Annotated in this window: 28 protein-coding genes; 20 read left to right on the forward strand and 8 right to left on the reverse strand. The window is 60.0% G+C overall.

Going from position 1 to position 26,691, the window contains the following annotated elements:
• Positions 1 to 77 precede the first annotated feature (77 nt).
• The 7 genes from J5289_RS05175 to motA all read right to left on the reverse strand — a co-directional run bounded on the left by J5289_RS05175 (position 78) and on the right by motA (position 7,130).
• Positions 78 to 1,580, reverse strand: a complete 1,503-nt coding sequence (locus J5289_RS05175) for a DegQ family serine endoprotease (RefSeq protein WP_209182815.1) — start codon at positions 1,578 to 1,580, stop codon at positions 78 to 80.
• A gap of 396 nt (positions 1,581 to 1,976) precedes the next feature.
• On the reverse strand, positions 1,977 to 2,417 hold the full coding sequence (locus tag J5289_RS05180) for a hypothetical protein (RefSeq protein ID WP_111216798.1): 441 nt from the start codon (positions 2,415 to 2,417) through the stop codon (positions 1,977 to 1,979).
• Positions 2,418 to 2,420: 3 nt separating this feature from the next.
• Complete coding sequence (gene flhB / locus J5289_RS05185) at positions 2,421 to 3,500, reverse strand: flagellar biosynthesis protein FlhB (RefSeq protein ID WP_209182816.1); 1,080 nt, start codon at positions 3,498 to 3,500, stop codon at positions 2,421 to 2,423.
• Positions 3,501 to 3,628: 128 nt separating this feature from the next.
• A complete protein-coding gene (fliG, locus tag J5289_RS05190) occupies positions 3,629 to 4,669 on the reverse strand; it encodes a flagellar motor switch protein FliG (protein ID WP_209182817.1) in 1,041 nt (346 codons plus the stop codon).
• A gap of 29 nt (positions 4,670 to 4,698) precedes the next feature.
• Positions 4,699 to 5,253 carry a flagellar motor switch protein FliN gene (gene fliN, locus J5289_RS05195; RefSeq protein ID WP_142824000.1) on the reverse strand — a complete coding sequence of 185 codons (555 nt, stop codon included), beginning with the start codon at positions 5,251 to 5,253 and terminating at the stop codon, positions 4,699 to 4,701.
• A gap of 66 nt (positions 5,254 to 5,319) precedes the next feature.
• A complete protein-coding gene (locus J5289_RS05200; RefSeq protein WP_209182851.1) occupies positions 5,320 to 6,255 on the reverse strand; it encodes a FliM/FliN family flagellar motor switch protein in 936 nt (311 codons plus the stop codon).
• Between the two features lie 2 nt (positions 6,256 to 6,257).
• Complete coding sequence (gene motA / locus J5289_RS05205) at positions 6,258 to 7,130, reverse strand: flagellar motor stator protein MotA (protein ID WP_142824001.1); 873 nt, start codon at positions 7,128 to 7,130, stop codon at positions 6,258 to 6,260.
• A gap of 226 nt (positions 7,131 to 7,356) precedes the next feature.
• Between motA and flgF the strand changes: the two genes are divergently transcribed.
• From flgF to fliP, 13 genes are all read left to right on the forward strand, one after another.
• Positions 7,357 to 8,094 (forward strand): flagellar basal-body rod protein FlgF, encoded by a 738-nt coding sequence (gene flgF, locus J5289_RS05210; protein WP_142824002.1) that lies wholly within the window; start codon positions 7,357 to 7,359, stop codon positions 8,092 to 8,094.
• 11 nt (positions 8,095 to 8,105) lie between these two features.
• The gene (gene fliI, locus J5289_RS05215; protein WP_209182819.1) at positions 8,106 to 9,557 is read left to right on the forward strand and encodes a flagellar protein export ATPase FliI; all 1,452 of its coding nucleotides are present in this window, start codon (positions 8,106 to 8,108) and stop codon (positions 9,555 to 9,557) included.
• 1 nt (position 9,558) lies between these two features.
• Positions 9,559 to 10,116: a flagellar protein gene (locus J5289_RS05220; RefSeq protein ID WP_257623376.1), complete on the forward strand. Its 558-nt coding sequence runs from the start codon at positions 9,559 to 9,561 to the stop codon at positions 10,114 to 10,116.
• Positions 10,117 to 10,314: 198 nt separating this feature from the next.
• Positions 10,315 to 10,707, forward strand: a complete 393-nt coding sequence (gene flgB, locus J5289_RS05225) for a flagellar basal body rod protein FlgB (RefSeq protein WP_142824005.1) — start codon at positions 10,315 to 10,317, stop codon at positions 10,705 to 10,707.
• A gap of 3 nt (positions 10,708 to 10,710) precedes the next feature.
• Positions 10,711 to 11,124, forward strand: a complete 414-nt coding sequence (gene flgC, locus J5289_RS05230; RefSeq protein ID WP_142824006.1) for a flagellar basal body rod protein FlgC — start codon at positions 10,711 to 10,713, stop codon at positions 11,122 to 11,124.
• Positions 11,125 to 11,225: 101 nt separating this feature from the next.
• Positions 11,226 to 11,501: a flagellar hook-basal body complex protein FliE gene (locus J5289_RS05235; RefSeq protein ID WP_374108581.1), complete on the forward strand. Its 276-nt coding sequence runs from the start codon at positions 11,226 to 11,228 to the stop codon at positions 11,499 to 11,501.
• A 17-nt stretch (positions 11,502 to 11,518) separates the two neighbouring features.
• Positions 11,519 to 12,307, forward strand: coding sequence for a flagellar basal-body rod protein FlgG (gene flgG, locus J5289_RS05240; protein WP_111216819.1), 789 nt, complete (start codon positions 11,519 to 11,521; stop codon positions 12,305 to 12,307).
• A 17-nt stretch (positions 12,308 to 12,324) separates the two neighbouring features.
• Positions 12,325 to 12,816, forward strand: a complete 492-nt coding sequence (gene flgA / locus J5289_RS05245) for a flagellar basal body P-ring formation chaperone FlgA (RefSeq protein ID WP_142824008.1) — start codon at positions 12,325 to 12,327, stop codon at positions 12,814 to 12,816.
• The gene (locus tag J5289_RS05250; protein ID WP_111216822.1) at positions 12,813 to 13,931 is read left to right on the forward strand and encodes a flagellar basal body P-ring protein FlgI; all 1,119 of its coding nucleotides are present in this window, start codon (positions 12,813 to 12,815) and stop codon (positions 13,929 to 13,931) included. Before flgA ends, J5289_RS05250 begins: the two co-directional genes overlap by 4 nt.
• On the forward strand, positions 13,928 to 14,479 hold the full coding sequence (locus J5289_RS05255) for a MotE family protein (protein ID WP_209182821.1): 552 nt from the start codon (positions 13,928 to 13,930) through the stop codon (positions 14,477 to 14,479). Before J5289_RS05250 ends, J5289_RS05255 begins: the two co-directional genes overlap by 4 nt.
• The gene (flgH, locus tag J5289_RS05260; RefSeq protein ID WP_209187330.1) at positions 14,476 to 15,189 is read left to right on the forward strand and encodes a flagellar basal body L-ring protein FlgH; all 714 of its coding nucleotides are present in this window, start codon (positions 14,476 to 14,478) and stop codon (positions 15,187 to 15,189) included. Before J5289_RS05255 ends, flgH begins: the two co-directional genes overlap by 4 nt.
• Positions 15,190 to 15,225: 36 nt before the next feature.
• Entirely contained in the window at positions 15,226 to 15,732 is a 507-nt protein-coding gene (gene fliL, locus J5289_RS05265) for a flagellar basal body-associated protein FliL (protein ID WP_209182823.1), read from the forward strand.
• Positions 15,729 to 16,466, forward strand: coding sequence for a flagellar type III secretion system pore protein FliP (gene fliP / locus J5289_RS05270; RefSeq protein ID WP_142824011.1), 738 nt, complete (start codon positions 15,729 to 15,731; stop codon positions 16,464 to 16,466). The genes fliL and fliP overlap by 4 nt, the downstream gene beginning before the upstream one ends.
• Positions 16,467 to 16,530: 64 nt before the next feature.
• On the opposite strand, the gene J5289_RS05275 is transcribed toward fliP, so the two are convergent.
• Complete coding sequence (locus J5289_RS05275; RefSeq protein WP_209182824.1) at positions 16,531 to 18,474, reverse strand: glycosyl transferase; 1,944 nt, start codon at positions 18,472 to 18,474, stop codon at positions 16,531 to 16,533.
• A 324-nt stretch (positions 18,475 to 18,798) separates the two neighbouring features.
• On the opposite strand from J5289_RS05275, the gene J5289_RS05280 reads away from it, so the two are divergent.
• From J5289_RS05280 to J5289_RS05310, 7 genes are all read left to right on the forward strand, one after another.
• Positions 18,799 to 19,713, forward strand: coding sequence for a flagellin (locus J5289_RS05280; RefSeq protein ID WP_142824013.1), 915 nt, complete (start codon positions 18,799 to 18,801; stop codon positions 19,711 to 19,713).
• A gap of 258 nt (positions 19,714 to 19,971) precedes the next feature.
• Positions 19,972 to 20,892 (forward strand): flagellin, encoded by a 921-nt coding sequence (locus J5289_RS05285; protein WP_142824014.1) that lies wholly within the window; start codon positions 19,972 to 19,974, stop codon positions 20,890 to 20,892.
• Between the two features lie 255 nt (positions 20,893 to 21,147).
• Complete coding sequence (locus J5289_RS05290) at positions 21,148 to 22,068, forward strand: flagellin (RefSeq protein WP_142824015.1); 921 nt, start codon at positions 21,148 to 21,150, stop codon at positions 22,066 to 22,068.
• Positions 22,069 to 22,309: 241 nt separating this feature from the next.
• On the forward strand, positions 22,310 to 23,230 hold the full coding sequence (locus J5289_RS05295) for a flagellin (RefSeq protein ID WP_142824016.1): 921 nt from the start codon (positions 22,310 to 22,312) through the stop codon (positions 23,228 to 23,230).
• Positions 23,231 to 23,466: 236 nt separating this feature from the next.
• Complete coding sequence (locus tag J5289_RS05300; protein WP_209182825.1) at positions 23,467 to 24,441, forward strand: flagellin; 975 nt, start codon at positions 23,467 to 23,469, stop codon at positions 24,439 to 24,441.
• A gap of 237 nt (positions 24,442 to 24,678) precedes the next feature.
• Positions 24,679 to 25,326, forward strand: coding sequence for a hypothetical protein (locus J5289_RS05305; RefSeq protein ID WP_209182826.1), 648 nt, complete (start codon positions 24,679 to 24,681; stop codon positions 25,324 to 25,326).
• On the forward strand, positions 25,323 to 26,690 hold the full coding sequence (locus tag J5289_RS05310) for a MotB family protein (RefSeq protein WP_209182827.1): 1,368 nt from the start codon (positions 25,323 to 25,325) through the stop codon (positions 26,688 to 26,690). Before J5289_RS05305 ends, J5289_RS05310 begins: the two co-directional genes overlap by 4 nt.
• Position 26,691 lies beyond the last annotated feature (1 nt).

A 26,691-nucleotide genomic window follows, 5' to 3' on the forward strand; every position in this document is an offset into this window, starting at 1 on the left:
CCGTCATCCATTCGGCCCGCAGGCCGAAACGCGCTTCACCCGGCGTGTGCCGGGTGAAGCTTGAGCTCTGGACAGTATCAGGCAGCGGCGAAAGGCACGGCCACGAAGGTCTTTGTGCCGTCCCGTTCGATCATCAGCAGAACTGACTTGCGACCGGCCTTGCTGGCCTGCGCCACCTCCGCCTGAACGTCATGGGCGTTGCGGGCCGGCTTCTGGTTGACCGAGACGATCACATCGCCTGGCTGGATGCCGGCGGACGCTGCAGCCTTGTCGGGATTGACGCTTTCCACCACGACGCCTGTGACGCTATCGGGAAGATTGAGCGACTGGCGAACTTCCGGCGTCAGTTCCGCAAGGCCGATGCCCAGCGCAGGCTTGTGGCTCTGCTGCATGTCGCCGCTCTCGACGGAAGCCTGCTCGTCGCCCTTGTCGTTACCGCCAACCGTTACCGGCAGGTCAACGGACTTGCCGTCGCGCCACACGGTCAGGCTCTCTTTCGTGCCCGGCGACAGGTCGGCTACGAAGCGCGACAGGTCCTTCGGCATTTTCACGGTCCTGCCGCCAAGTCCGGTGATGATGTCGCCGCTCTTGACGCCGGCATTTGCGGCCGGTGTCCCGTCGCTTACCTGCGCAACCAGGGCGCCCTGCGGCTGGTTGAGGCCGACGGCTTCGGCGATATCCTGCGTCACCGGCTGAATTTCTACGCCGAGATAGCCATGGTCGATCGAGCCGCTCTTCTCGAGCTTGGCGACGATGGTCTTGGCCTCGTCTGACGGAATTGCGAAGCCGACGCCGACGCTGCCGCCGTTCGGCGAGTAGATGGCCGTATTGATGCCGACCACCTGGCCGTTGCTATCGACCAGCGGACCGCCGGAATTGCCGTGGTTGATCGGCGCATCGATCTGGATGAAATCGTCGTAGGGGCCGCTGTGCAGGTCGCGGCCACGGGCGGAAACGATGCCGGCGGTGACCGTCGTGCCGATGCCGAAGGGATTGCCGATGGCGAGAATCTGGTCGCCGAGCTTCAGCTTGTCAGAATCGCCCCAAGCGATGGTGGCAAGGGGCTTGGGAGACTGGATCTTGATGACTGCGAGGTCGGACTTGGGATCGGCGCCGAGCAGCTTGGCCGGCAGTTCCCTCCCGTCATCGAGTGTCACCTTGATGTCGATGGCTTTGTCGATCACATGGTTGTTGGTGACGATCACGCCGTCCGAGCTGATGATGAAGCCGGAACCGAGTGCCTGGCTGTGACCCTGGCGGCCCTGCGGCGCCTGCTGCGGCATCGGCATGCCCTGGCCACCGAAGAACTGGCGGAACTGCTGGTCCATCGGCGAACTGTCGCTGTCGTCGCTGACATTGTCGGCTTTCATCGTCGTGGTGATGGTGACGACCGCAGGCTTGTCGGCGCTGACGATCGGCGCAAACGAACCGTTGGCGGCGATGATCCCGCCGACGGCGCCTGATTGGCCTGCAGCATTGGCGGCCGTGCCATTGAAGACCAGCGGCAGCGAGGCCGCGCCAAGGATGAAAGCAGCGCCAACGAGGGCTGCAGTACGGTGTCTCTGAAGAATTGACGACATGATATTGGTCCCTTGCGAGCGTGTGAACACGATGCCGGGCCGCCTGTCTCGCGTTAGCGGTCGATTGCATCAAAGGTTCGGGCAGGTCTGCCATGCAGCAGATGGGTTCGCCTGAACTTCGACGCCAAGTAATAGCCCGCTCGAAACAGGTGTCATGTTAAACATAAATAATCAGAATATGGCGGATATGACCACATTTTTGCCTATAAAGCGGGATTAGAGGCCGGAGTTACAGAAAAGTAATTCAAATCGCAGCCAGCATTACTTGACGGCAATGTTGGCCGCCATGCCGTGTAATGCTTCAGGGATGTGGGGCTGAACACGCTTGAAAAAAAACCAAGGCGACGGTCATGCGTCGCCTTGGTTTCGGATTTGGATGTCGGCAGTTCAGACGCTTCAGGCGTTCATCGCCGGGGATGTCGGTATGGTGTAACGTGCCTGGCTGAGGCTCTGGGCGAGCATAGCCGTATTTTCGTCCGGATCGCTCGACGGATTGTCGAAGGCGATGTGGTTGATCTCCACGCCGGCATGGTGTTCGGTCAACGCCAGCTTGGCGTAGACGGTTATGCCGACCGGTTTGATCTCGAGGTCGATGCTGACTTCCGCCGGGCCGCCCCATTCGAGGGCATAGTCGCCCCCTAGGCCAAAATTGACCGTGCCCGGAAGGAAGTAGAGTTCTGCGGCAGAGGCAACCAGGTCGGCAAGGTTGCCATAGGATTCAAAACGCAGCAGGGAAATCAGGTCCGCTGCGTCAAGCAGTCTCAGTTCGCTTGCCACAGGGCTAATGGCCTCGGCAAGGATCTGTTCGCGTTTTTCGGAGTAGGGGCATCTTTTCATTCGTTATGGTACCCGCTTATTATTTGATTTCGCCGCATAGATACGATGAATCAGTTCTGCGACGGCCTTAAAAAATACTGACGGGATGACACTATCGACCGAGACTTGCGCAAACATGGAGCGCGCCAGCGGCGGATCCTCGAACACGGGGATGTTGTTTTCCTCGGCAATTTCCCTGATTCTGAGTGCAATCAGGTCCTGGCCTTTGGCAACGACCACCGGCGCATCGTTTTCCGACCTGACGTAGCGCAGCGCCACGGCAAAGTGGGTCGGGTTGGCGATGACAAGTGTTGCGCGCGAAACGTTCTTCATCATGCGCCGGCGAGCCCTGTCGCGGGCGATCGATCTCTGGCGGGCCTTGACGATAGGGTCGCCCTGCGACTGCTTGAATTCGTCCTTGACGTCCTGCTTCGTCATGCGCAGCTGGTCGTACCAATGGTAGCGCGTCCAGAACAAGTCGATGATACCGACGATCGCGGTCGCCAGCAGCACGACCACGAGGATCTTCTTGATGATGCTCGCAAGCCGGACGAAAATCGTCTGTGGATCGGAAAACATCGAATCGATCGAGCTGAAGAACTCGCTGCGCAGCACGAAAAACATGATGATCCCGACAACGACGATCTTCATCATCGATTTGCCGAATTCCACAAGTCCGGGGACGCTGAAGATGCGCTTCCAGCCGGCAACGGGCGAAATGCGCGATATCTGCGGCCGGATGCGATCGAGCACGGGTGAGGGCAGGTGCTGGGCGACCGAGGAACTGATGCCGAACAGGAAGAACAGCACGACCGCCGGCAGCAGCAGGTTGCCAACTTCCCAGCCGATCTTGACGAACAGCGACATCACGTCCGAGCCGGTTTCCAGGCTCCATTGGTCCGGATTTTCGAACAGGTCGCGAAGCACCTGGCCCATCCGGGCCATCCGATCCGGCAGGAAGAAGATCATGTAGATGAATGTGGCAAGCATGGAGGCAAACAGCGTTGCCTCCCGTGACATCGGGATATTGCCCTTGTCTGTCGCTTCCCGAAGTTTTTTCTCGGTCGGATTTTCGGTCTTGCTGTCTTTGTCCTCGTCGGCCAAATCCGCTGCCCTTTTCAAACCGAAAGGCCGCGCATCATGCGCAGCCTGATATTTGGGGGAGTCTAGACCTCCCGGTCGCCGGGTTCAACTCGGGCTATGTGCCGTAACGGCCTTGTCAACAGCTGCGGTTAAGCGGCCTCGGTGTCGGCAACGACGGGTTCCTTGAGTTGGATCTGGCCGGAATTGGCCAGCCGGATCGCTTCCTGGGCAATTGCGCGGCGGGCGATGGCGATCTCGCGCGGGTTGATGCCGTTCGTACCGGCAGCAAGGTCCGATTCGATCATGCGGCGCTGACGCGGGCTGATCGAGGCAAGCACCGTCTCGCGCATCTCGCTGGAAGACCCGCGCAAGGCCATCGTCAGGATGTCTGCGGAGATGTCGTTGAGCAGCAGGACGCGGCCGCGCTGCGGCATCAGCATCAGGTCGTCGAACAGGAAGATCTTCGGGCGTACCTTGTCGACAGAAGCCTGGCTCAACGTTTCGAGCGAGCTCAGTAGCGTATCGACCTGCGGCTTCTCCATTTCGTTCATCAGTTCCGCAACCTTGGCCGAGCCGCCTGCGTTGCGTTCCATCTCGATCTCCGCCAACAGCGCCACGACGCGGTTTTCGATGATCTGTGCCGCCTTCGGACTGACGTCCTTGAGGTTGACAGTCCGGTTCATGATGTCGGCGCGCTGGGCGTCGGGGATCTGCATCAACACCTTGGCGCCGAACGACGATGGCATCATCGACAGGATGTAGGCGATGGTCTGCGGATGTTCTTTCAGGAGGAAGCTGCCGACAAAAGCCGGTTCGCCTTCGCCGAGGCGGTCCCAGATCGACGTTTCGAAGGCCTGGAAGGCTGTGCGACGGCCGAGCAGGCTGTCGACTTCGTCTGGCGTCAGGCCCTCCTCGAGAATGCTCTCGATGGCCTTGGCGTTATCCATCAGACCGGCACCCTCGGTGAACAGGTCTTCGAATTCGGCAACGAGGATCGCCAGTTCATCCGGGGGAATGGGGCGCAGCGACTGGGCGGACGAAATGATCAGCTGCAATTCGTGCTGGGTAAAATATTTCAACAAACGTCCCGCGACCTCCTTGCCCATGGCAAGAAGGACGGCCGCGGCTTTTTCAGCCTGAGATAACGGTTTCTCGGCTACAGCGCCGCCGAAATCGTCAAAGTCCATCATGGTCTTCTCCGTCCCAGACTTGGGGGGTATTAGGCTTTCTTCGTGCCCAAGACTTCAATTAGCTTGATCCCGAAGCGCGTATCGTCATTTTCCAGCACGGTGATTTCGCCGCGAGCAATCCGCCGGCCGTTGACCGTGATCTCGACCGGCTCGCCGATTTTCTTGTCGAGGGCGATGATCGCCCCTTCCGTCAAATTCATCAGGCCGGAGACCTGCATGCGGCTGCTGCCAAGCACGATCTGGACATCGATCGGGATGTCCATGATCAGGTCCATGTTCGAGGTCAGCGCGCTGCCTGGCGCCTGCTGTGTCTCGAACGACGAACCGCCGAAATCTCCGAGGTCGCTAAGATCCGAATCTGTCGATGCGCTATCATCGCCGAAATCGCCAAAACTGGAAAGGCTCATCGGCGAGGCTGCAGCGTCGTCGTCCTCAGCGCCGAAATCGCCGCCGAAGTCTGAAAGGTCGCCGGCATCCTTTTTCAGGACGCCGCGCAAACCGTCGATCGCATCGTTCAACTCGTCCTCGTTGCCGGGCAGGTCGAGAGCGTCTTCGCCAACAGTTTTTGTTTTCCTGGGTGCCATAACTTTACTATTCCATTTGAAACTTGCCTCAAGCTGCCGTTGGCAGCCCCGGGCTTTGGAAACCGATCAATTCATGAGGTGCTTGAGCAATTCGCTATCGGAGTTGACGGTGTCCTTGACACGCACCGTGTAGTTTTCGCCGGACTTGCCGAATTCGCAGATGTAGATGTCCTTGCCGTTGGCGCTGACCTCGACGTTCACATCGCTGCTGTCCATGAACGGAATGACGTCGCCGACGGCAAGCTTGGAGATTGTCTCCAGCGTCAGCGATTGCAGCCGGATGCGGGCGTCGATCGTCACATGGGAACGGTGAACCTGCTCCGTGATCTGTTGGGTCCAAGCTTCCGACTTCACCGTCTGGTTCTTCGCCTTCGGTGGCGTGACGACGGTTTTCAAGAGGACCTTCTGCGGCACCACCAGCATGAAATGCGATGTGGCGGCGCCCAGCTTGATCGACATCTTGATGGCTGCCGCATACTCGTCCGGCTGGCCTTCCGCCGGCGGCTTGCGGTCTTCGATATTCTGCGCTGGCTCGAGGTAGGGCTCGAAACCGCCCGGTGCGTTGACGGCGGAGCGCAGCACGCTGGCGATCTTGTCGAACACCATGACGGCAAGGTCGAGCTCCATTAGCGAGAGCGGCCGCAGCTTCGGCGTTGTGATGGTCTCGGGCATCGCGCCCAGCATCCGCTCCATCAGCGTCAGGATAAATCCGGCGCCGCAGCCGAGCACGAAGTTCGGCGACCAGTTGCGCAACGAGCCGTGGACGACGGCGACGTTCGCGCCGAGCCCTTCGATCAGCTCGTCCATGGCGCCGGTCTTGCTGCCGGCATAGGAGACGACGACGTCGATGCCGATCTCGCTCTTGATAAGGTCAGGCAGGAATTCGCTGTAGACCTGACCGATCGAGGCACAAAGTTTCTCGACCCGTTGGTGATCGCCCAGGCCGCCGGTCAGCTTGGCGAGAAGGGTCGGACTCATCGGCGTACGCGGTGTATCATCCATCATCAAGCTGCCTTGTTCTCGCCGCCCGGATTCATCATTTCCTGCTCGACGGCATCGATCGAGGGACGCTCATAAGCCGAAATTGTCTTGCGGCCGTATTCCAAGGCAACCTGCGGTACGGAGCCGTTCATGTAGGCGAGCAGCGTTTGCTTGACGATGACATAGAGGCGATGCTGCTTGCTGCGGACGATCTTGATCTGCGAAACCAGCGGCGCGCACACCGAATAGGACAGCAGGATGCCGAGGAAGGTGCCGACCAGTGCCGAGCCGATCAACTCGCCCAGCACTTCCGGCGGATCGTTGATATGGCTCATGGCCTTGATGACGCCGAGAACGGCCGCGACGATACCGATAGCCGGGAAGGCGTCGCCCATCGTCGTGATCGCGTAGAATGGCTTCATCTTGTCATGCAGGATGGTGTTGATTTCCTCGTCCATCAGCGCCTCGATCTCGTGTGAGCGGGCATTGCCGATGATGATCAGGCGGACATAGTCGCAGATGAAGGCCGTCAGTTCCTTGTTCTTCAGGATCGTCGGAGCCGTCTGGAAGATCGAGGATTCGTCCGGATTGTCGATGTGTGCTTCGATCTCGTTGCGCGACTTGGTGCGCAGGTCGCGCATCAGGGCATAGAGGACGCCGAGCACGTCGAGGTAGTTGCGTTCCTTCGGCACCGAATGCTTGAACGCCTCGCCCAGTGCCTTCCCGGAATCCTTGATGACTTTCATGGTGTTGGCCATGATGAAGCCGCCGAAGCCGGCACCCCCGATCACCAGGAACTCGAATGGCTGCATAAGCGCACCGAGATGGCCACCCATGGCCATAAAGCCACCGATGATGCAACCAAAGGTCACAACGAATCCGATTATGATGTTCATCGACGGTCCATACCTGACGTTGTTTCTGATGTCTGGAGTAGGTTGCCTATCTTGCGTGAGGCTGTTTCCCACGCCGTTTTTGCCAAGTCTTCCATAGTGTCAGCTTCGCACAAGGAAGTGCTGAGATAAGGCAGGGCAAGGGCATCCATGCCCATCTAACGAATGGACATGCACGTCACCGGCGGCTTCCATTTCCGTTATTCTCCAATGTCCGGAGGGCGTTGCCATGCAGTCTGGTATCTATGTGTCTCTATCCTCGCAGATGGCCCTCGAGCGGCGGCTGACGACGATCGCCGATAACATGGCCAATGTGAACACCACCGGCTTTCGCGGCACGGAGGTCAAGTTCAACCAGGTGCTGAGCAACACCGACAACAAGCTCGGCTCCAAGGTCGCCTTCGTGACGCAAGGCAACGATTATCTCTCAACCGAGTCCGGCGAACTGCAGAACACGGGAAGCCTCTTCGACTTCGCGGTCAAGGGCGATGCCTGGTTCGGCATAAATACCCCCGCCGGCACAGTTCTTACACGCGACGGACGGTTTTCGATGACATCGACTGGCGCGCTGGTATCGGAGCGGGGTTTCCCCGTGCTCGATCCCAATGGCGGCCAGATCCAGCTCAATCCGCAGGGCGGAGAGCCTAATGTCACGGCCAACGGCGAGATCTTCCAGAACAACAAGCAGATGGGCACGATCGGTCTCTACACTGCCGACCTCAGCAAGGGCTTCGTGCGCTATTCCAACAGCGGCATCATTGCCTCGCAGACACCGCAGGCGGTCGTCGACAGCTCCAAGGTGGGCGTTGCTCAAGGATATCTCGAAAATTCAAACGTCAACGGCATGCGCGAGATGACGCAGCTGATCGAAGTCAGCCGCGCCTTCGACAACATATCGACGCTGACGGGCTCGAGCGAAAGCTCGCTCGACGAGGCAATCAAGACCCTCGGCAGCAAGTCATCGTAAGGGGTCGGTAAATGGATCAACTCGAAGACACGATCTTGGATCCGCTGGACCTCGAAGATCCCGAGGAGACACCAGCTGCCCCCGTGCTGCCTGAGATACCGATTTCGCAGAAGCTCGGGCAACTCGCCGAGCTTGCCCGCTACTACGGCACCCCGGAGAACGCCGTTGCCCATGGCGGTCATGTCAGGACCATTGCCGCCGGCCACTATACGGTCTCCGGCCTCTCGCGGCACGTCCGGCTTGGCGAATTCGTCGGCCATCTGTCTCCGACGGGCGTCCACCTCGGCGAAGTCGTGCGGGTCGAGCAGGACCTGATCTTCGTCTGCCCGATCGAACCGGGCGAGCCGATCGGCATTCACGACAAGGTCATCCAGAAGGGTGCCTTCCGCATCAGCCCATCCAGCGACTGGTGTGGGCGCACGATCAATTCGCTGGGCGAGCCTATCGATGGGCTGGGTCCCTTGACGCAAGGCTCGACGCCCCGCTCGATCTCGAACCTCGCCCCGCCGTCGATGACCCGTCAGCGCGTCGAGACCGGGTTCAAGACCGGCGTCCGCGCCATCGATATCTTCACGCCGCTGTGCCTCGGCCAGCGCCTCGGCATTTTTGCCGGCTCCGGCGTCGGCAAGTCGACGCTGCTGTCGATGCTGGCGCGCGCCGAGGCTTTCGACAAGGTCGTCATCGCGCTGGTCGGCGAGCGTGGCCGCGAAGTCCGCGAGTTCATCGAAGACACGCTCGGTCCGCATATGAGCAAGTCGGTCGCAGTCGTCGCCACCAGCGATGAAAGCCCTATGCTGCGCAAGATGGCGCCGCTCGCAGCCATCACCATCGCCGAGCATTTTCGCGATGCCGGCGACAATGTGCTTCTGATCGTCGACAGCGTCACGCGCTTTGCCCACGCCATCCGCGAAGTCGCGACGGCGTCCGGCGAGCCGCCGATTGCCCGTGGCTATCCGGCCTCTGTGTTCACCGAACTGCCGCGCCTGCTCGAGCGTGCCGGTCCCGGCCCGGAAGGTACCGGGACGATCACCGCGATCATCTCGATCCTGGTCGACGGCGACAATCATAACGACCCGATCGCCGATTCCACCCGCGGCATTCTCGATGGCCATATCGTCCTGCAGCGCAGCCTAGCCGAAGAGGGACGCTATCCGCCGATCGATCCGCTGTCGTCTGTCTCGCGTCTTGCCCGCAAGGCATGGACGCCGGACCAGGAGAAGCTGGTGTCGCGGCTGAAGTCGCTCGTCCACCGCTTCGAGGAAACCCGGGATCTCCGTCTCATCGGAGGTTACCGGGCCGGCAGCGACGCGGACGTCGACATGGCGATCAAGCAGGTCCCGCTCATCTACGACGTTCTGAAGCAGTTGCCGAACGATCGCCCCTCGATCGATGCCTTCACCGACCTTGCAACGGCGTTGAAGAATGGTGCTGCCGCCCCGGCCAACGCAAGACCCAGAGGCTGACGTGAAAGCAATCGATACAGACGCCGGCGCAAAGCCGTTGACGGAGCAGAAGCGCAAGCGTGTCTTGCGTGGCGATACGGCGCTGAAGGGTGCCGGTCTGGCGCTGGCCGCACTGTCGGCTTTCTTCCCCTGGTATGTATTCCTGAACCCCGACAAGTTCGGCATGCAGGTGGCCGAGGGCGAACGCACCCGTGCTTTGCCGAGCAGCTGGGAGCAGCGCAACGTCTTCAGCGTCTCTCCGATGGGATTGGCCAACAGCAACGAGACGGACAGCAAGCCCCTGGTCGATACCGATCGATTGACCACGGCGACGACCGGCACCGCCGCTCCCGCCGACGTCAAAGGCGCCGATGCCGAAAACCAGCCGTTTCCGGGCTTGTCCGATTTTCGCCTGCTGCACGTTTCCAACGGGCGTGCGCTCATCCAGGATGCAGCCGGCATGTATGTCGTGAGGATCGGGTCTGTCCTTCCCGACAACAGCCGCCTTTCGCGCCTCGAGCAGCGCAAGGGCAAGTGGGTGATGATCACCTCGACCGGCGCTGTCTACGACGCCAACTGACGGCGCGCCTTTGGGCGCTTCGTTTCATGGAAAAACCTCCCGACGGAAGGACGGCAGCATCGCCCGCGCGGTGCTGGGCGGAGAGGCATATCGGCGACGGCCGCGCATATTCGAAGTTACGCAATCAAACGCGTTTGCCGCAAGTCCCACGCAAGATTACCGGCCTAGTGTCTAGGCATACGAATGGAGATGATCCCCATGCAACCGATCCAGCTTTTTGACCTAGCATCGCGCCAAGCAGAATGGTTGTCGGTGCGTCAGCAGGTGGTTGCAGGCAACATCGCCAACGCCAACACCCCCAAATTCCATGCCAAGGACGTCACGCCGTTCGAAGCCGTGCTCAACAACCAGACGGTTGGCATGGCGCGCACGAACCCGGCGCATCTTTCAGGCACCGAAATGGGCAGCACCGACAAAATCGGTGTCGAGGAAGCCTCTCTAAACCAGGAAATCGGTGTCCAGGAATCGGGCAACACCGTTGGCCTGGAATCCGAACTGACCAAGACCGGTGAAATTCAGCGGCAGTACGGTTTGAACACCGCCCTCGTCAGTTCCTTCAATCGCATGATGATGATGGTCGTGGGGAAATAAAAAATGGATCCATTAACTGCTGCCATGAAGGTGGCAGGCTCAGGTCTCGAAGCTCAATCGACCCGCCTGCGCATCGTTTCGGAAAATATCGCAAACGCCCGTTCGACGGGCGACACGCCGGGCGCCAACCCCTACCGCCGCAAGACGGTAACCTTTGGCGCCGAACTCGACCATACCAACAACCTGACCACGGTCGGCGTCAAGAAAGTCGGTCAGGACCAGGGCAAGTTCGTCGAGGAATACGACCCCGGCAATCCAGCTGCGGACCAGAGGGGCTACGTCAAGATGCCGAATGTCAACGTTCTCGTTGAAATGGCCGATATGCGCGAAGCCAATCGCTCCTACGAGGCCAATCTCCAGACGATCAAGCAATCGCGCGATCTAATCAATTCCACCATCGATTTGTTGAAGTCCTGATCATGATTGACGCTATCAAAAGTCTCACCTCACTTTCTTCGATGACGCGCGGCCTCGGCAGCGTTTCGGAAGATGCGTCCTCGTCGCTGACAACAGGCTTGATGCCCGGCCTGACAAGCGGCCTCGCGACGCCGGGTGCAACGCCTGGCGCCGACACCGGCATGAGCTTTGCTTCTGTCATGAGCGACATGGCCAAGGATACGGTCAGCACCCTGAAGGGAGCTGAAGCGGCTTCCTTCGCCGGGATCAAGGGCACCATGGGCACTCGCGAGGTGGTCGATGCCGTCATGCAGGCCAACCAGACCCTGCAAACGACCGTCGCAGTCCGTGACAAGCTTGTTTCGGCCTTCCTAGACATCACGAAAATGCAGATTTAACGGGATCGGACGAAGACATGAGAGCGCTTGCCATTGCGGCTACGGGCATGGATGCCCAGCAGACCAATCTCGAGGTCATCGCGAACAATATCGCGAACATCAACACGACGGCTTACAAGCGCTCCCGCGCCGAGTTTTCGGACCTTCTCTACCAGACGGAACGGGCCAAGGGCATCTCCAACCGCCCCAACCAGGCAGCCGTACCCGAGGGCGCCAATATCGGTCTCGGCGTGCAGACGTCCGCCGTCCGCAACATTCATATCCAGGGCGAGCTGTCGCAGACCGAGAACGATCTCGACGTCGCGGTCGTCGGTCGTGGATGGTTTCAGATCCAGATGCCTGACGGTACGACGGCCTACACCCGCGCCGGCTCCTTCAACAAGAGCGACACCGGCCAGATCGTCACCGTCGACGGCAATGTCCTGCAGCCCGGGATCACCGTTCCGAGCAATGCCAGCAAGATCACGATCAGCACCTCCGGCGAAATTTCCGCCACCATCGGCACATCGGCCACGCCGACGATCCTCGGGCAAATGCAGCTCGCCAATTTCGTCAACGAGGCAGGCCTGCAGCCAATGGGCAGCAATCTGTTCACCCAGACCCCGGCCTCGGGCGATCCCGTGGTTTCCAATCCCAATCTCGATGGCTTCGGCGCGATCAAGCAGGGCTACCTGGAATCGTCGAACGTCGACCCGGTGAAGGAAATCACCGAGCTGATTACGGCCCAGCGCGCTTACGAAATGAATTCCAAGGTTATCACCACGGCCGACGACATGGCCTCGGTGGTCAGCAAAAACCTCAAGTAGCAAAGAGAGAGCCGGACATGATCGTTCGCCAGGCAAAAAGCGTTGCAGTCGCGTGGCTCGCCGTCGTCGGCCTGGCCTGCGGATTCGTGCTGGCCCCCAGCGCCAGTGCGGAAGATCTGGGAATGGGCAAGGCGGTCGTCCCGACGGAAGCCATCTATCCCGGCGACGTCATCAGCAGCGGTCAGCTGGAAGAGGTGCAGATCACCAATCCAAACCTCACCGGCGACTTCGCCCGCTCGATCGACGAGGTCGTCGGTCGGGTGTCGAAGCGGACTTTGCTCTCCGGCCGGACGATCGCGATCTCTGCGCTTCGCCAGCCCTTTGCCGTGACGCGCGGTTCCAACGTCCGGCTGGTGATGAGCATGGGCGATATGATGATTTCGGCTGCCGGAACGCCCCTCGACGACGGTTCTATCGGTGACAAGGTCCGCGCCCGCAACATCGATTCCGGCATCATCGTCAACGGCACGGTCCTCGAGAACGGTACGATCCGTGTGGTAGCAAAATGAGAAGCCTGCGTCTTTTCCTGGCCATCCTGCTGATGCTACCGAGCCTGACCGCACCCGGTCCGGCGGCAGCGATGAGTTCGCGCATCAAGGACATTGCCTCGCTGCAGGCCGGCCGCGACAACCAGCTGATCGGCTACGGCCTGATCGTCGGCCTGCAGGGCACCGGCGACGGCCTGCGCTCGTCGCCGTTCACCGAGCAATCGATGCGCGCCATGCTCCAGAATCTCGGTATCTCGACACAAGGCGGCCAGTCCAGCGCGAAGAACACCGCCGCTGTCATGGTTACCTCGAACCTTCCCCCATTCGCCAGCCCCGGTAGCCGCATCGACGTGACGGTCAGCTCGCTCGGCGACGCAAGCTCGCTGCGCGGTGGTACGCTGATCATGACATCGCTCAGCGGTGCCGATGGCCAGATCTATGCCGTCGCGCAAGGCTCCGTCATCGTTTCGGGCTTTCAGGCCCAAGGCGCTGCAGCAACGGTGACCGAAGGCGTCACGACTGCCGGCCGCGTGCCCGGCGGTGCCATCGTCGAGCGCGAGCTGCCGTCGCGCTTCAAGGACTCGGTCAATCTTGTCCTGCAACTGCGCAACCCCGATTTCTCGACCTCGATCCGCATCGCCGACACAGTCAATGCCTACGCCTCGTCCCGTTTCGGTGCGCCGATTGCCGAAGCCAAGGATTCGCAGGAAGTGGCGATCGCTAAGCCGAAGACGGCTGATCTTACCCGATTGATGGCCGATCTCGAAAATCTCGAAGTCCAGACCGATACGCCGGCCAAGGTGGTCATCAACGAGCGCACCGGAACGATCATCATCGGCGCCGACGTCCGCGTCTCGCCGGTTGCCGTGAGCTATGGAACGTTGACCGTTCAGGTCAGCGAGAACCCGCAGATCATCCAGCCGCAGCCATTCAGCAACGGCGAGACGGCGGTCCAGGACCAGACCGATATCTCGGCGACCAAGTCCGGCGGCCGCGTCGCAGTCCTGCAGGGGCCCGACCTGAAGACCCTGGTGTCCGGTCTCAACAATATCGGCGTCAAGCCCGATGGCATCATCGCCATTCTCCAAGGCATCAAATCGGCTGGCGCACTGCAAGCGGAGCTCGTTCTTCAATGATGGGTAGAGACGTCCTCGTGCATCTTCGGGCCAACTGCAAGACTGTCGCCCTGGCGGCAGTCGGTGCGGCGCTGCTGACCATCCCCGGTGCGTTTGCCGAGGACACGGCAAAGCCGGCGGTCGATCCATCGAGCAGCCAGGACGAGATCCGCCAGTTCTGCACCAATATCGCGGAGCCGGCTCGCGACCAGCGCTACCTGCTGCAGAAGCAAGCGCTTGAAAAACTCCAGGCCGATGTCGACGCCCGCATTGCCATCATGGACCAGCGCAAGGCTGAGTACGAGGACTGGCTCAAGCGCCGCAACGATTTCCTTGCCAAGGCTGATGACGGCCTCGTCCAGATCTACAAGAACATGAAGCCGGATGCCGCCGCCGCCAGCCTCAACGACGTGAAGATCACCATCGCTTCGGCGATCATCATGAAGCTGAAACCAAGCCAGGCAAGCCTCATCCTCAGCGAAATGGACCCGCAGAAGGCGGCGACCGTGACCAACATCATGTCCAGCGCGTCTGATCCGAACACGTCGAAGGCCAAGGACACACAATGAACAAGTCGCTCCCCGTCACATTGGCTGCAATGGTGTTCCTCGGCGGTTGCCAGTCGCAGGCGATCAAGGAGATCGGCCGGGCGCCGGCCATGAGCCCGATCGGCAGCGGGCTGCAATATGCCCAGACGCCGCAGATGTCCCTCTATCCGAAGCGGCCTCATCAGGTGGCGCAAGGCTACTCGCTGTGGAGCGATTCCCAGGCGGCGCTATTCAAGGACGCCCGCGCGTTGAATGTCGGCGACATCATGACGGTCAACATATCGATCAACGACAAGGCCAACTGGGATAACGAGACCAATCGCGACCGGACCAACAAGAGCGGCATGAACTACGACGTCAACGCCAATATTCTGGGCTGGAACCCGAAGACGTCGGGCACCGGGACGTACGGCTCTGACACCTCAACCGATGCCAAGGGCAAGATGCAGCGCTCCGAGCAGGTCACACTGCTGGTGGCCGCCGTCGTCACCGGCATCCTGGAGAATGGCAACCTCGTCATCAGCGGCTCGCAGGAAGTCCGCATGAACCAGGAAATCCGCATTCTCAACGTCGCCGGTATCGTCCGGCCGCAGGATGTCACCGCCGAGAATACCATCTCATACGAGAAGATCGCCGAAGCCCGCATCTCTTACGGCGGTCGCGGTCGCCTGACGGAAATCCAGCAGCCGCCGCGCGGCCAGCAGGCCGTCGACCTTCTGTCGCCATTGTAACGGCTGCAGACGAGATACAACGAAAGGCGGACCGTCATGGCAGACGACGAAGACGGCAAGAAAAAGAAGAGCACCCTGATCCCGTTGATCGGCGGCGTGCTGGTGCTGACCCTGGTCGGCGCCGGCGGCGGCTGGGCCATCGGCAATATGGTCGCGCCGAAGATACTCACCGCTGAAAAGACCAAGGCAGCCGAGGCGAAGCCCGAGGCCGGCGGCAAGAAGGGCGAGGACGGCGCGCTGCCAACCGTTGTCCCCGAGGCCAACGGTATCCTCCAGCTCGACCCCATCACGTCCAACCTTGCCTACCCGTCGGAAAACTGGGTTCGGCTCGAGGTCGCGCTGATGTTCAAAGGCCCGACAGACGTCAAGATGGCGGAAGACATCCACCAGGATATCGTCGCTTACATCCGCACTGTTTCCCTCCAGCAGATCGAGGGTCCGCGCGGCTTTCAATATCTTAGGGACGACATTCAGGAACGTGTTGACCTGCGCTCGGAAGGGCGCGTATCGAAGGTGATGTTCAGAACCTTCGTCATCGAATGATTCGATTTCTATGCCTTTTCATCGCCATCATGGCGGTGCCCGAGTTGGCGGCGGCGCAACAGCTTCCGACAGACCTGTTCAACGCGCCTGTCAGCGGCTCGGCGGCGGCCTGGATCATCAGGACATTCGGCCTTCTGACCATCCTGTCGGTGGCTCCGGGCATCCTGGTGATGGTCACCAGCTTCCCGCGCTTCATCATCGCGTTTTCGATCCTGCGCTCCGGCATGGGCCTCTCGACCACCCCGTCCAACATGATCCTGCTAAGCCTGGCGCTGTTCATGACTTTCTATGTCATGGCACCGACTTTCGACCAGGCATGGAAGGATGGCGGCGCGCCGCTTCTGGCGAACCAGATCAACGAGACGGAGGCCGTGCAGCGCATTGCCGAACCGTTTAGAACCTTCATGTCCGCCAATACGCGTGAGAAGGACATCAAGCTGTTCGTCGATCTCGCCCAGGAGCGCGGCCAGACGGTCGTCGTCGACAGCAAGATCGACTACCGTGTTCTTATCCCGGCCTTCATGATTTCCGAGATCCGCCGCGGCTTCGAAATCGGCTTCCTCGTCGTCCTGCCATTCCTGGTGATCGATCTTATCGTCTCGACCATCGTCATGGCGATGGGCATGATGATGCTGCCGCCGACATCCATTTCGTTGCCGTTCAAGATCCTGTTCTTCGTGCTGATCGACGGCTGGAACCTGCTGGTCGGCAGCCTCGTCCGATCCTTCCACTGATCTGATTTGATGTAAGTCGTGACGGCAGCGCGCCGGCGCCGGAGTATCCCCCGGCGCGTGCGAACTATTCTGCGGCGATAGCGTGCGGGTTTTCGTCCTCTACCATGAACGGCACGGTGCGCGGGGGCAGGGCAGGTACATCGAAGTGCTCCGGCTCCAGCCCCTGTCTGCCGCGCTCGTACATCGTTTCAAAAGCCATCTGCAGGTGATCGCAGAAGCGCTCCGCGTCGAACAGCGGCATGACGTAGCGGTTGCGGATCAGCCGTTCCTTGTATTCCTGCACGCGAGCGCGATCGTTGGCCAGCGCAACGGCCATGTCCTCGTAGCCCTGCATGTCCGGGGCAACCAGTTCGGGTACGCCGATGGCATTCAGCAGGCTCTCGCTGACCCTGGAGGCGAAGTTCGTACCCTTGAGAGTGAGGACGGGCAGGCCGCCCCAGAGCTGTTCGGACGTCGTTGTATGGCCGTTGACCGGAAAGGTATCGATGCCGAGGTCGGCCAGCGCCTGGCGGTCGATATGCTCGTCATAGCGGATGCGGGTGGTGAATACGATGCGCTTGCGATGAATGCCGCGTGCCTCGAAGCGGGCGGAAAGATTGGCTTCCGCGCGCGGTCCGTTGCAGATGATCCAGAGCACGGTGTTCTTGGTTCGCCTGAGGATATTGCACCAGACGTCGACCATCTGGGAGGTAATCTTGCGGTTGCCGTTGAATGACGCAAACACGAAAGCGTCTTCCGGCAGGCCGTGCTTGGCACGGCTGGTCGGGCGCGGCTTCGGGCGATGGGTCGGATCGTTCGGCTGGTAGCATTCCGGCAACCTGCAGAACTTTTCGTGGAAATGCGCCTTGGAGTGATCGGGAAGCACATAGTGGTCGCCGATGATGTAGTCGAGGTCGATGTTGACGGTCGTGCCGGGAAAGCCAAGCCAGGCTACCTGGATCGGCGCCGGCATGTGGTTGAGGATCTTTGCCCTGGTATCCTTGGTGTGGCCCTTGAGATCGACGAGAATGTCGATGTTGTGCGACCGGATGAGATCGGCTGCTGCCTTGTCGCTCATGTCGCGGACATCGACGACACGGCCCCATTTGGAAAAATCGAAAGGTTGAGCCTGCTGGCTGTCCAGCGGAGAATGGTCGAACAGGACGATCTCGAAGCGATCCCTGTCCTGCAACTCGAGAACACGCTGCATCAGCTTCATCGTCGCATGGCCAGGCCAGAAGTCCGATGACAGATAGCCGAGGCGGATCTTCTCGCCCCATGTGTGCGGCATCTTGCGGCGCTTGTCGCTGTGTCCTTCGGCTATCGGCGACGAATCGTGCACCGCGAGCTTGTTCAGCGCCTCGTCGCCACACCAGTGCAGGTGGAAGAAGGGGTTGTCGTAGCGGACGTAGTCGAGCTTGCCCGCAGCCGTTGCCGCATAAACGGGTGCTGCCTGGATATCGATGGTGGCAAGATCCGAGAACTCGCGGCTGAAGATCAGGCTGAGCGTCCGGAAGGTGATGTTGTCGGGATATCGCTTGAAAAGCGTTGTCGCGATATGGCGGTTGCCATCGTCGTAGAGATCGTCGCTGAGAAGCTTGGCCGCCAGCGTCAGATGGCGCAGGTGCAACCCGTCTGCCAGGATTTTCTTGAGGCCGCCCAGCAGTGCCTTCTGCTGTCGCGCGAGCAGGATGGTGGCCAGCACATAGGCCACGTCGGGGTCCTTGAGCGCCAAAGGGAAGATCAGCGAGCCGATGGCTAGTGCTGCGTCTTCATTGCCGCTCTCGAAGTGCAGCAGCAGGGCCTCGCGCAGATATTCCTCCCGCACGGGCTTCTGGCGACCCGCGAGTTCGAACGAACTGGCCGCCTCGGATTTGAAGCCGAGTTTCTGCAGTGTCTTCCCAAGCAGGGCGTAGGTCTTCGGCGAGGTATCGACGTCGATCAGCGCGTTGAGCGCCTCGAGGGCCCGCGTGTAGTGGCCTTTTCGGTAGTGATCGGAGGCGATCGAAAAAGCAGCTTTGTAATTCAAGAGCCAAACTCCACGCGGATCGTGATGATAGTCAGGGACGGACGACGCCCGTCTCCAGAGATTCGAGTGCCATAATGGCGCCCGGACCTTGCGTCAGGCCGGAGCGTAAATTAGCGGATTCAGCAGTCGTTAATGATGACTCCAAGGACTCCGGCGGTTCCAAAAGGATTTAAGTAGTTGGAAATAAATAGATGTGATTTTGATCACACATGACGGGTTTGGTGTCCATTGCGATGGCACCGAGGCATGAAGCCGCTCCGTGATCGCCGGTAAAGAAGTCCGGTAATGTCCCTCCATTTGTATCCAGTCCAGGGGACAAGCCTAATGACGAGTATTCAGACCAACAACTCCGCAATGGCAGCACTGCAGACACTGCGGAATGTCAACACCAACCTGAACAGCACGCAGACCGCTGTTTCTACCGGCCTGCGCATTTCCAAGGCCTCCGACAATGCCACATACTGGTCGGTTGCCACGACGATGAAGTCTGACGTCGGCGCCCTCAGTGCCGTCTCCGATACGCTCGGTCTCGGTGCTGCAAAGGTCGACACAGCCTACACCGCAATGGACAGCGCCATCGACATTGTCGGCCAGATCAAGGACAAGCTCGTCACTGCCAAGGAAGGCAGCGTCGACAAGACCAAGGTTCAGGCTGAACTTACCCAGCTCCAGGCGCAGCTGAAGAGCGTTGCCCAGTCGGCTTCGTTCAACGGCGAAAACTGGGTCGTTGCCGCTTCCGGTGGCGATGCTTCGGTCGTCTCTTCCTTCGTTCGCAATTCCTCGGGCGGTGTGTCGGTATCTTCCGCAAGCTACACCTTCAACGCAGGTGCAAAGGGCAACGTTCTGTTCGGTTCGAGCGGTGGCAGCATCGATCTGACGTCGGGCATTCTCGGCACCAAGGACACCAGCGCCGGCAACTTCTCGGTCGCCAGCCTCGATATCTCCGGCATGACCGGCGGCCAGATCGACAGCGCCATGAACATGGTGGAAACAGCTCTGTCGTCGATGACAAGCGCTGCTGCACAGCTGGGTTCGCTGTCCAGCCGTATCGACCTGCAGACGACGTTTGCATCGTCGCTGAGCGACGCCATCACCTCGGGTGTTGGCAAGCTGGTCGACGCCAACATGGAAGAAGAATCGAGCAAGCTGTCTGCCCTGCAGACACAGCAGCAGCTGGCCATCCAGTCGCTGTCGATCGCTAACTCCTCGTCGCAGAGCATCCTGTCGCTCTTCCGTTAAGGCTAAAAATACCGATCGTTCGCGATCGGTAAACCTTCCTAAACAAAGAATTAACCGCGCCTCTCTAAGGCGCGGTTTTTTTAATCTATTTCTTCTTTGACGTTCTTCTTTCCTTAACTGTATTGGTGTCATCTAGGCCTATGAAACGGTGAGTTAACCCTAACATTAAAGGTTAACAGGCATGATGCTGGATGCCGTTTCCGGCCCTGACCCGGAATGTCCCTTCTATTAACCAGTGCCAAAGGGGCAATGAATCCTATGACGAGCATCAACACCAACAATGCAGCAATGTCCGCTCTGCAGACACTGCGCAATGTCAATGCCAATTTGACGAACACGCAGACCGCCGTTTCGACAGGCCTGCGCATTTCCAAGGCTGCCGACAACGCTACCTATTGGTCGGTCGCTACCACGATGAAGTCCGACGTCGGCGCCCTCGGTGCCGTATCCGACGCCCTCGGCCTCGGTGCTGCCAAGGTCGACACAGCCTATACTGCCATGGACAGCTCGATCTCCATCGTCAGCCAGATCAAGGACAAGCTCGTCACTGCCAAGGAAGGCAGCGTCGACAAGTCCAAGGTCCAGGGCGAACTCACCCAGCTGCAGGCGCAGCTGAAGAGCGTTGCCACGTCTGCTTCGTTCAACGGCGAAAACTGGGTCGTTGCAGCTTCCGGCGGTTCCGCTTCGGTCGTGTCTTCCTTCGTTCGTAATGCTTCCGGCGGCGTTTCCGTCACCACGTCGGCCTTTGCCTTCGACGCCAGCTCGCAGGGCAACGTCCTGTTCGGCTCCGACGGCTCCGGCGGTGCCAACCTGACCACCGGTATCCTCGGCTCCGCCGAGACAATCGGCTCGTCGAGCTTCTCGGTCTACAGCCTTGACATCAAGGGCATGACAGGCGCCGGCATCGATAGCGCCATGAACATGGTTGAAGCTGCTCTGTCTGCCATGACGAGTGCTGCTGCACAGCTGGGTTCGCTGTCGAGCCGCATCGATCTGCAGACATCGTTTGCCTCTTCGCTCAGCGACTCCATCACCTCGGGTGTTGGCAAGCTGGTCGATGCCAACATGGAACAGGAATCGAGCAAGTTGTCTGCCCTGCAGACGCAGCAGCAGCTGGCCGTCCAGTCGCTGTCGATCGCCAACTCCTCGTCGCAGAGCATCCTGTCGCTCTTCCGTTAAGCGCCGCAGGGTAAAAGCTTCGGCCGCTGGTCGAACTCTTAAAAATAGGTTAACCGCGCCCCGCTAAGGCGCGGTTTTTTTATCTAAATTTTCATCAGGTGTTCAGTTTTCATTAACCATGATGGTGTCATCTAGGGTCATTGAAACGGCAAGTTAACCTCTGCGATTTGGGTTGCTAGGCATGATGCTGAAAGCTGTTTCCGGCACAGACCCGGAATGTCCCTTTTAATCACGCCGCCAAGGGGCAAAAATCTTATGACGAGCATCAACACCAATAATGCTGCGATGGCAGCCCTTTCCACATTGCGTGGAATCAACAGCAGTCTCCAGTCGACCCAGAGCGCTGTCTCTTCGGGCCTGCGTATTTCCAACGCTTCCCAGAACGCAGCCTATTGGTCGATTGCAACCACAATGAAGTCGGATATCGGCGCGATCGGCGCAGTATCGGACGCCCTCGGTCTGGGTGCTGCAAAGGTCGACACGGCCTACACGGCGATGGATAGCGCCATCGACATCGTCGGCCAGATCAAGAACAAGCTCGTCACCGCCAAGGAAGGCAGTGTCGACAAGGCCAAGGTCCAGGAAGAACTCGGTCAGCTCCAGGCCCAACTGAAGAGCGTTGCCGAGTCGGCCTCCTTCAACGGTGCAAACTGGGTTGTTGCCGCCTCCGGCGGTTCTGCTTCGGTCGTCTCCTCCTTCGTGCGCAACGGTTCGGGCGGCGTCGCTGTCACAGAGTCCTCCTACTCGTTCAACACAGGGTCGCAGGGCAACGTGTTGTTCGGCGTCAACAGTAGCGGCGAAGCCGAAACCAGCTCCGGCATTCTGGGCACGACCGAACACATCGGCTCCTCGGACTTCTCCGTTTACAGCCTCGATATCCGCGGCATGACGGGTTCCGGCATCGACAGCTCGATGAACATGGTGGAATCTGCCCTGCAGGCCATGACCACTGCTGCTGCCCAGCTCGGTTCGCTGTCCAGCCGTATCGACCTCCAGACGACGTTCGCCTCGTCGCTGAGCGATGCCATCACCTCGGGTGTCGGCAAGCTCGTCGATGCCAACATGGAACAGGAATCGAGCAAGCTCTCGGCGCTGCAGACGCAGCAGCAGCTGGCGGTCCAGTCGCTGTCGATTGCCAACTCCTCTTCGCAGAACATCCTGTCGCTGTTCAAGTAAGCGTACGCCTTACTACATAAGCCAATCACTGAGCCGCGCCCCAAGGGGCGCGGTTTTATTTTTACGATACATAAAAAAGGCCAGAGTTAACGATCTGTTAACCAAATTTGTGTCATCTCGAGCTAACGCAACGGTTGGTTAACCTGTCCTAATGGTCTGTTAACAGGCATGACGCCGGTCTCCGTTCCCGGCCCTTCCGGAATGTCCCTTCTAATTCACGCCGATCAAGGGGCACCTCGACATGACCAGCATTCTTACCAACGTTCCAGCCATGTCTGCATTGCAGACACTGCGCAGCATCAATACCAACCTGCAGGACACGCAGAGCCGGGTATCTTCCGGATATCGCGTCGGCAAGGCTTCGGACAATGCGGCCTACTGGTCGATTGCGACCACGATGCGCTCCGACAACAGCGCCCTTTCAGCTGTCTCCGACGCCCTTGGCCTTGGCGCCGCGAAAGTCGATACAGCCTACACGGCTATGGATAGCGCCATCGAGGTGGTCCAGAACATCAAGAACAAGCTCGTCACCGCCAAGGAAGGCAGCGTCGACAAGAAGGATGTCCAGGAAGAAATCTCCCAGCTCCAGCAGCAATTGGAAAGCGTTGCCGAGTCCGCGTCCTTCTCCGGCCAGAACTGGATGATCGCTTCAGACGGTGCCTCAGCCTCGGTCGTATCGTCGTTCGTGCGCACCAGCACCGGCGGTGTCGCGGTCAACAGCACCAGCTATCGCTTCAATGCCAGCTCGCAGGGCAATGTCCTGTTCGGCTCCAACGCCTACGGAGAGGTCAACACCTCCAGCGGCATCATCGGCAGCGGCTCCCTTTTTGGCGCGACGACATTTTCTGTCTACAGCCTCGATATCAAGGGCATGACCTCCGGACAGGTCGACAAGGCCCTGACCATGGTCGAATCAGCGCTGCAGGCGATGACCACAGCGGCATCGCAACTGGGCTCGCTTGCCAATCGCATTGATCTGCAGACGAACTTTGTCTCGGCGCTGGGCGACACGATCGATGCCGGCGTCGGCAAGCTCGTCGATGCCAATATGGAAGAGGAATCGAGCAAGCTGACTGCCCTGCAAACCCAGCAGCAGCTCGCCATCCAGTCCCTGTCCATCGCCAACAGCAGCGCCCAGAACGTCCTGTCGCTGTTCAAATAACGGCCCGCCATCCGGCGGTCTCAGAGGCCAAGCCTTGAGTGTAGCTTGCGCGGCAATTGCTAAGGTCGATTTAGCGCTTGCCGCGTGGCTTCATCGCTTGTTAATGATAATACGCAGCAGTTTGTTGCAAGCGACAGGCCAAGCCGGAGAACATCCGCGCAGGCTGGCATGAAGCCGAAAAGTCGCCGCCGGTCAGCCCGGCCTGGCACCTTCACACACATCGCGGGCATCATTCCATGAGCAGCTTGACCACGAACGCTTTTGCGCTTGGCGCACTCACTGTCTTGCGCGGTGTCAACAAGGACCTGAGCACGGCCCAGCAGCAGGTGTCGTCCGGCTACCGTATCGGCTCTGCCGCTGACGATCCGTCCTACTGGTCGATGTCCATGACGATGAAGTCGGACAGCTCGAGCCTTAAGACCATCGGCGACGCGATGTCGCTTGGCGCCAGCAAGGTCGACACCGCCTACACGGCGATGACCTCGGTGATCGACGTGCTGACGGAGATCCAGGCAAAGCTCGTCAGCGCGAGCGAGACGGGTGTCGACAAGGACAAGCTCAATACGGATATCCAGGCACTCAAGGCGCAGTTGCAATCCACCGTCGAATCCGCGTCCTTTGCCGGTTCGAACTGGCTGTACAATTCGCAAGGGGTCGCCGACACGAGCCAGTCGGTCATCAGCAATTTCGTTCGAGGTACCTCAGGCCAGGTCACGCTCAACACGATCGACTACGATTCCTCGCAGTCCCTGATGATCGACACGGCTGATCCCAGCCGCGGCTTGCTCACCAAGACCGTCGATGCCAACAGCATCGCTTCCGACGGCACAGGCACGGCGCGCAATTACTATCTTCTGGCGCCGGCAGGCTCGATAGGGACGTCTGGAGGCACGGAAATCTCGCTGAGCGCCGCCACGACGTCCGGCCAGGTGACCGACATGCTCAATGTCACGCATTCGCTGCTGACGGCAGCAACGTCTGCGGCATCGAACATGGGCGTCACTAAGGCGCGCATCGACAGCCAGACGACCTTCGTTGCGGGTCTTCAGGACGCCATCGACACCAGTGTCGGCGACCTCGTGGATACCAACATGGAAGAGGCCTCGGCGCGCGTCACGTCTCTGACGACAGCCCAGCAACTGGGCGTCCAGTCGCTTTCCATTGCAAACACGATGGCCAGCAAGATCCTGGTCTTGCTGCAGAACGGCTGAGGGTCGATCGAACGGGCCGGGTGGCATCATTCACCTTCGCACAAGTTTGAACTCCTACTTTCCCGTCATCGGGTACGAACCTGTCGGTCGAACGACTGGGCGTGCCGGACGGAATTTGCAGTCGCTTGACGGAACCGGAAGCGGAATGATCAACGTGTTGAACACCAAAGTCCCACCGACGGCGCCAGCCGCCGCACGTCTGAAGGCGATTTTCCAGCAAGCATTCAGGGTGGCATCATGACCCGGATGCTATCGCGTTACCTGAAGGACTTCGGTGCGGAGCAGCCGGCCCCGGCAGCACCCCCTGCGCCGGTGCTCAGAAGCATGCCGTTCGAAGACACCATGGTCTTTCCGGAGCCGGAAGAGCTACCGATAGTCGATCTCGCGGCCGAGCGTCGCGAAGCCTATGCCGAAGGGCATGAGGCAGCCACGCTTTCGTTGTCCGAGGCGCACCAGGAGGAACTGGACGCGATCATGCTCGCCCATGAAGCGGCGCTGGAAGAACTGAAACAGAAATTTGAAACCGAAGCGGTGGAGCGCATCGCCGAGAATTTCCAGCAGATGGCGACTGCAATCGGTCTCGCCGTCAGTGCCGAGGTTGCCCGCGCGCTATCGCCGATCCTCACCGAAACGCTCACGCAGAAGGCAATCGACGAACTCGCAGGCCGCGTCACGGCGGCGGTTCTCGACGGCGCTGTGGGCCCGATTGCCGTTAGTGGACGGCGCGTCATGTTCGACAGCCTTGCCGCCAAGATCGATCCGGACGGCGTGCTTCTGACCTTCGTCGAGGCGCAGGACGTCGACCTCTGCGTTACCATTGGCGACGCCGTGCTCGTGACCCGCATGTCGGCCTGGGCCGATAGCCTGAGGAACGTCCTTTCATGAGCGACGCTGAAAATCACCACAACGGCAAGAACGAAATCATCATCATCAAGCGGCACGGCGGCGGCGACCACGAGGGTGGCCACGGCGGCGCCTGGAAGATCGCTTATGCCGACTTCATGACCGCTCTGATGGCCTTCTTCCTGGTGATGTGGCTGGTCAATGCATCGAATGCGGAAACCAAGGCCTCCGTTGCGTCCTACTTCAATCCCATCAAGCTTGCCGATACCAAGCCTACCGAAAAAGGCCTGAAAAAGCCGGTAGACGCTGCGGAAGGCGAGCAGAAGCAGGAAAAATCCAAGGAAAATTCCGACCAGCAGACGAATGGCGCCTCGGCCGCTTCCGGCGAGGACCAGACGTCGACGGCCGGCGACCAGACCAACTATTCCGAAGCCGATTTTTTCGAGAACCCCTATTCGGTTCTGTCGGAAATCGCCCAGGAGGTAGGTCAGCAGGCCAATGTCAGCGCCAAGGGCGAAGGCGGTGCCAGCACCTCCGGTCCGGCAACCGGCGCCGACGGCGGCAAGGCCTACCGGGATCCCTTCGATCCCGATTTCTGGACGAAGCAGGTAAAGGTTACTCCTAGCTCCAAACCGGACGGCGGTGAAGCCAGCAAGACGGACGACGAGCCGAAGGGCGAGGTCGTTGCCATGGCAAAGGCCACCGCGTCCGACAACGGTCCGGTATCCGACAAGCCGCAGACACCCGAGACGCAGGCCTCTGCCAGCGATCAGGCGCAGCAACCGCCGCCCGACAATCCGCCGATCCCTGAAAAGATGCCCGAGGGTATGCAGAAGCCGATGGATGCTGCCGAGAAAGCAGCCGCCGATGCCGCGCAGGCTGCGGAGACCGCCGCGGAAAAGGCTGCCGATGCGGCAAAGCCAGTATCGACCGCCGCCGAGAAGCAAGACGCCAAGGCGCTGCAGGCGACCATCCAGAAGGAAATCGGTGGCGTCGCCGGGAAACTCGCCGAAGGTCTGATCGTCACCCCTGCCGAGGGCGGGTTGCTGGTAACCATTTCGGACCAGAGCAACGACCCGATGTTCAACATCGGCTCAGCCGTGCCGCGCAAGGAGATGGTTCTGGCAATGGCGAAGATCGGCAAGATACTCGCTGACCGGCCCGGCGCCATCGTGCTGCGCGGACACACCGACGGACGGCAGTACAAGGCTGGTGAGAGCGACAACTGGCGCCTGTCGCTGGACCGCGCCCAGAGCGCCTATTACATGCTCGTCCACGGCGGCCTCGATGAGAAACGCATTTCGCAGGTCTCTGGCTTCGCGGACCGTCGCCTGAAGATGCCCGAGGACCCGTTCAACAACGCCAATCGTCGTATCGAGATCCTGGTTCAGGGGAGCCAGGGATAGT

Origin of the sequence: Rhizobium sp. B230/85, assembly GCF_019355735.1 — a bacterium.
Classification (GTDB): domain Bacteria; phylum Pseudomonadota; class Alphaproteobacteria; order Rhizobiales; family Rhizobiaceae; genus Rhizobium; species Rhizobium rhododendri.

Bases quoted from the DNA above. Each gene is read 5' to 3' on its own strand.
- J5289_RS05175 (WP_209182815.1), bottom strand. From the start codon at position 1,580: ATGTCGTCAATTCTTCAGAGACACCGTACTGCAGCCCTCGTTGGCGCT.
- J5289_RS05180 (WP_111216798.1), bottom strand. From the start codon at position 2,417: ATGAAAAGATGCCCCTACTCCGAAAAACGCGAACAGATCCTTGCCGAG.
- fliG (WP_209182817.1), bottom strand. From the start codon at position 4,669: ATGATGGACTTTGACGATTTCGGCGGCGCTGTAGCCGAGAAACCGTTA.
- fliN (WP_142824000.1), bottom strand. From the start codon at position 5,253: ATGGCACCCAGGAAAACAAAAACTGTTGGCGAAGACGCTCTCGACCTG.
- J5289_RS05200 (WP_209182851.1), bottom strand. From the start codon at position 6,255: ATGGATGATACACCGCGTACGCCGATGAGTCCGACCCTTCTCGCCAAG.
- motA (WP_142824001.1), bottom strand. From the start codon at position 7,130: ATGAACATCATAATCGGATTCGTTGTGACCTTTGGTTGCATCATCGGT.
- flgF (WP_142824002.1), top strand. From the start codon at position 7,357: ATGCAGTCTGGTATCTATGTGTCTCTATCCTCGCAGATGGCCCTCGAG.
- fliI (WP_209182819.1), top strand. From the start codon at position 8,106: ATGGATCAACTCGAAGACACGATCTTGGATCCGCTGGACCTCGAAGAT.
- flgB (WP_142824005.1), top strand. From the start codon at position 10,315: ATGCAACCGATCCAGCTTTTTGACCTAGCATCGCGCCAAGCAGAATGG.
- flgC (WP_142824006.1), top strand. From the start codon at position 10,711: ATGGATCCATTAACTGCTGCCATGAAGGTGGCAGGCTCAGGTCTCGAA.
- J5289_RS05235 (WP_374108581.1), top strand. From the start codon at position 11,226: ATGCCCGGCCTGACAAGCGGCCTCGCGACGCCGGGTGCAACGCCTGGC.
- flgG (WP_111216819.1), top strand. From the start codon at position 11,519: ATGAGAGCGCTTGCCATTGCGGCTACGGGCATGGATGCCCAGCAGACC.
- flgA (WP_142824008.1), top strand. From the start codon at position 12,325: ATGATCGTTCGCCAGGCAAAAAGCGTTGCAGTCGCGTGGCTCGCCGTC.
- J5289_RS05250 (WP_111216822.1), top strand. From the start codon at position 12,813: ATGAGAAGCCTGCGTCTTTTCCTGGCCATCCTGCTGATGCTACCGAGC.
- J5289_RS05255 (WP_209182821.1), top strand. From the start codon at position 13,928: ATGATGGGTAGAGACGTCCTCGTGCATCTTCGGGCCAACTGCAAGACT.
- flgH (WP_209187330.1), top strand. From the start codon at position 14,476: ATGAACAAGTCGCTCCCCGTCACATTGGCTGCAATGGTGTTCCTCGGC.
- fliL (WP_209182823.1), top strand. From the start codon at position 15,226: ATGGCAGACGACGAAGACGGCAAGAAAAAGAAGAGCACCCTGATCCCG.
- fliP (WP_142824011.1), top strand. From the start codon at position 15,729: ATGATTCGATTTCTATGCCTTTTCATCGCCATCATGGCGGTGCCCGAG.
- J5289_RS05280 (WP_142824013.1), top strand. From the start codon at position 18,799: ATGACGAGTATTCAGACCAACAACTCCGCAATGGCAGCACTGCAGACA.
- J5289_RS05285 (WP_142824014.1), top strand. From the start codon at position 19,972: ATGACGAGCATCAACACCAACAATGCAGCAATGTCCGCTCTGCAGACA.
- J5289_RS05290 (WP_142824015.1), top strand. From the start codon at position 21,148: ATGACGAGCATCAACACCAATAATGCTGCGATGGCAGCCCTTTCCACA.
- J5289_RS05295 (WP_142824016.1), top strand. From the start codon at position 22,310: ATGACCAGCATTCTTACCAACGTTCCAGCCATGTCTGCATTGCAGACA.
- J5289_RS05300 (WP_209182825.1), top strand. From the start codon at position 23,467: ATGAGCAGCTTGACCACGAACGCTTTTGCGCTTGGCGCACTCACTGTC.
- J5289_RS05305 (WP_209182826.1), top strand. From the start codon at position 24,679: ATGACCCGGATGCTATCGCGTTACCTGAAGGACTTCGGTGCGGAGCAG.
- J5289_RS05310 (WP_209182827.1), top strand. From the start codon at position 25,323: ATGAGCGACGCTGAAAATCACCACAACGGCAAGAACGAAATCATCATC.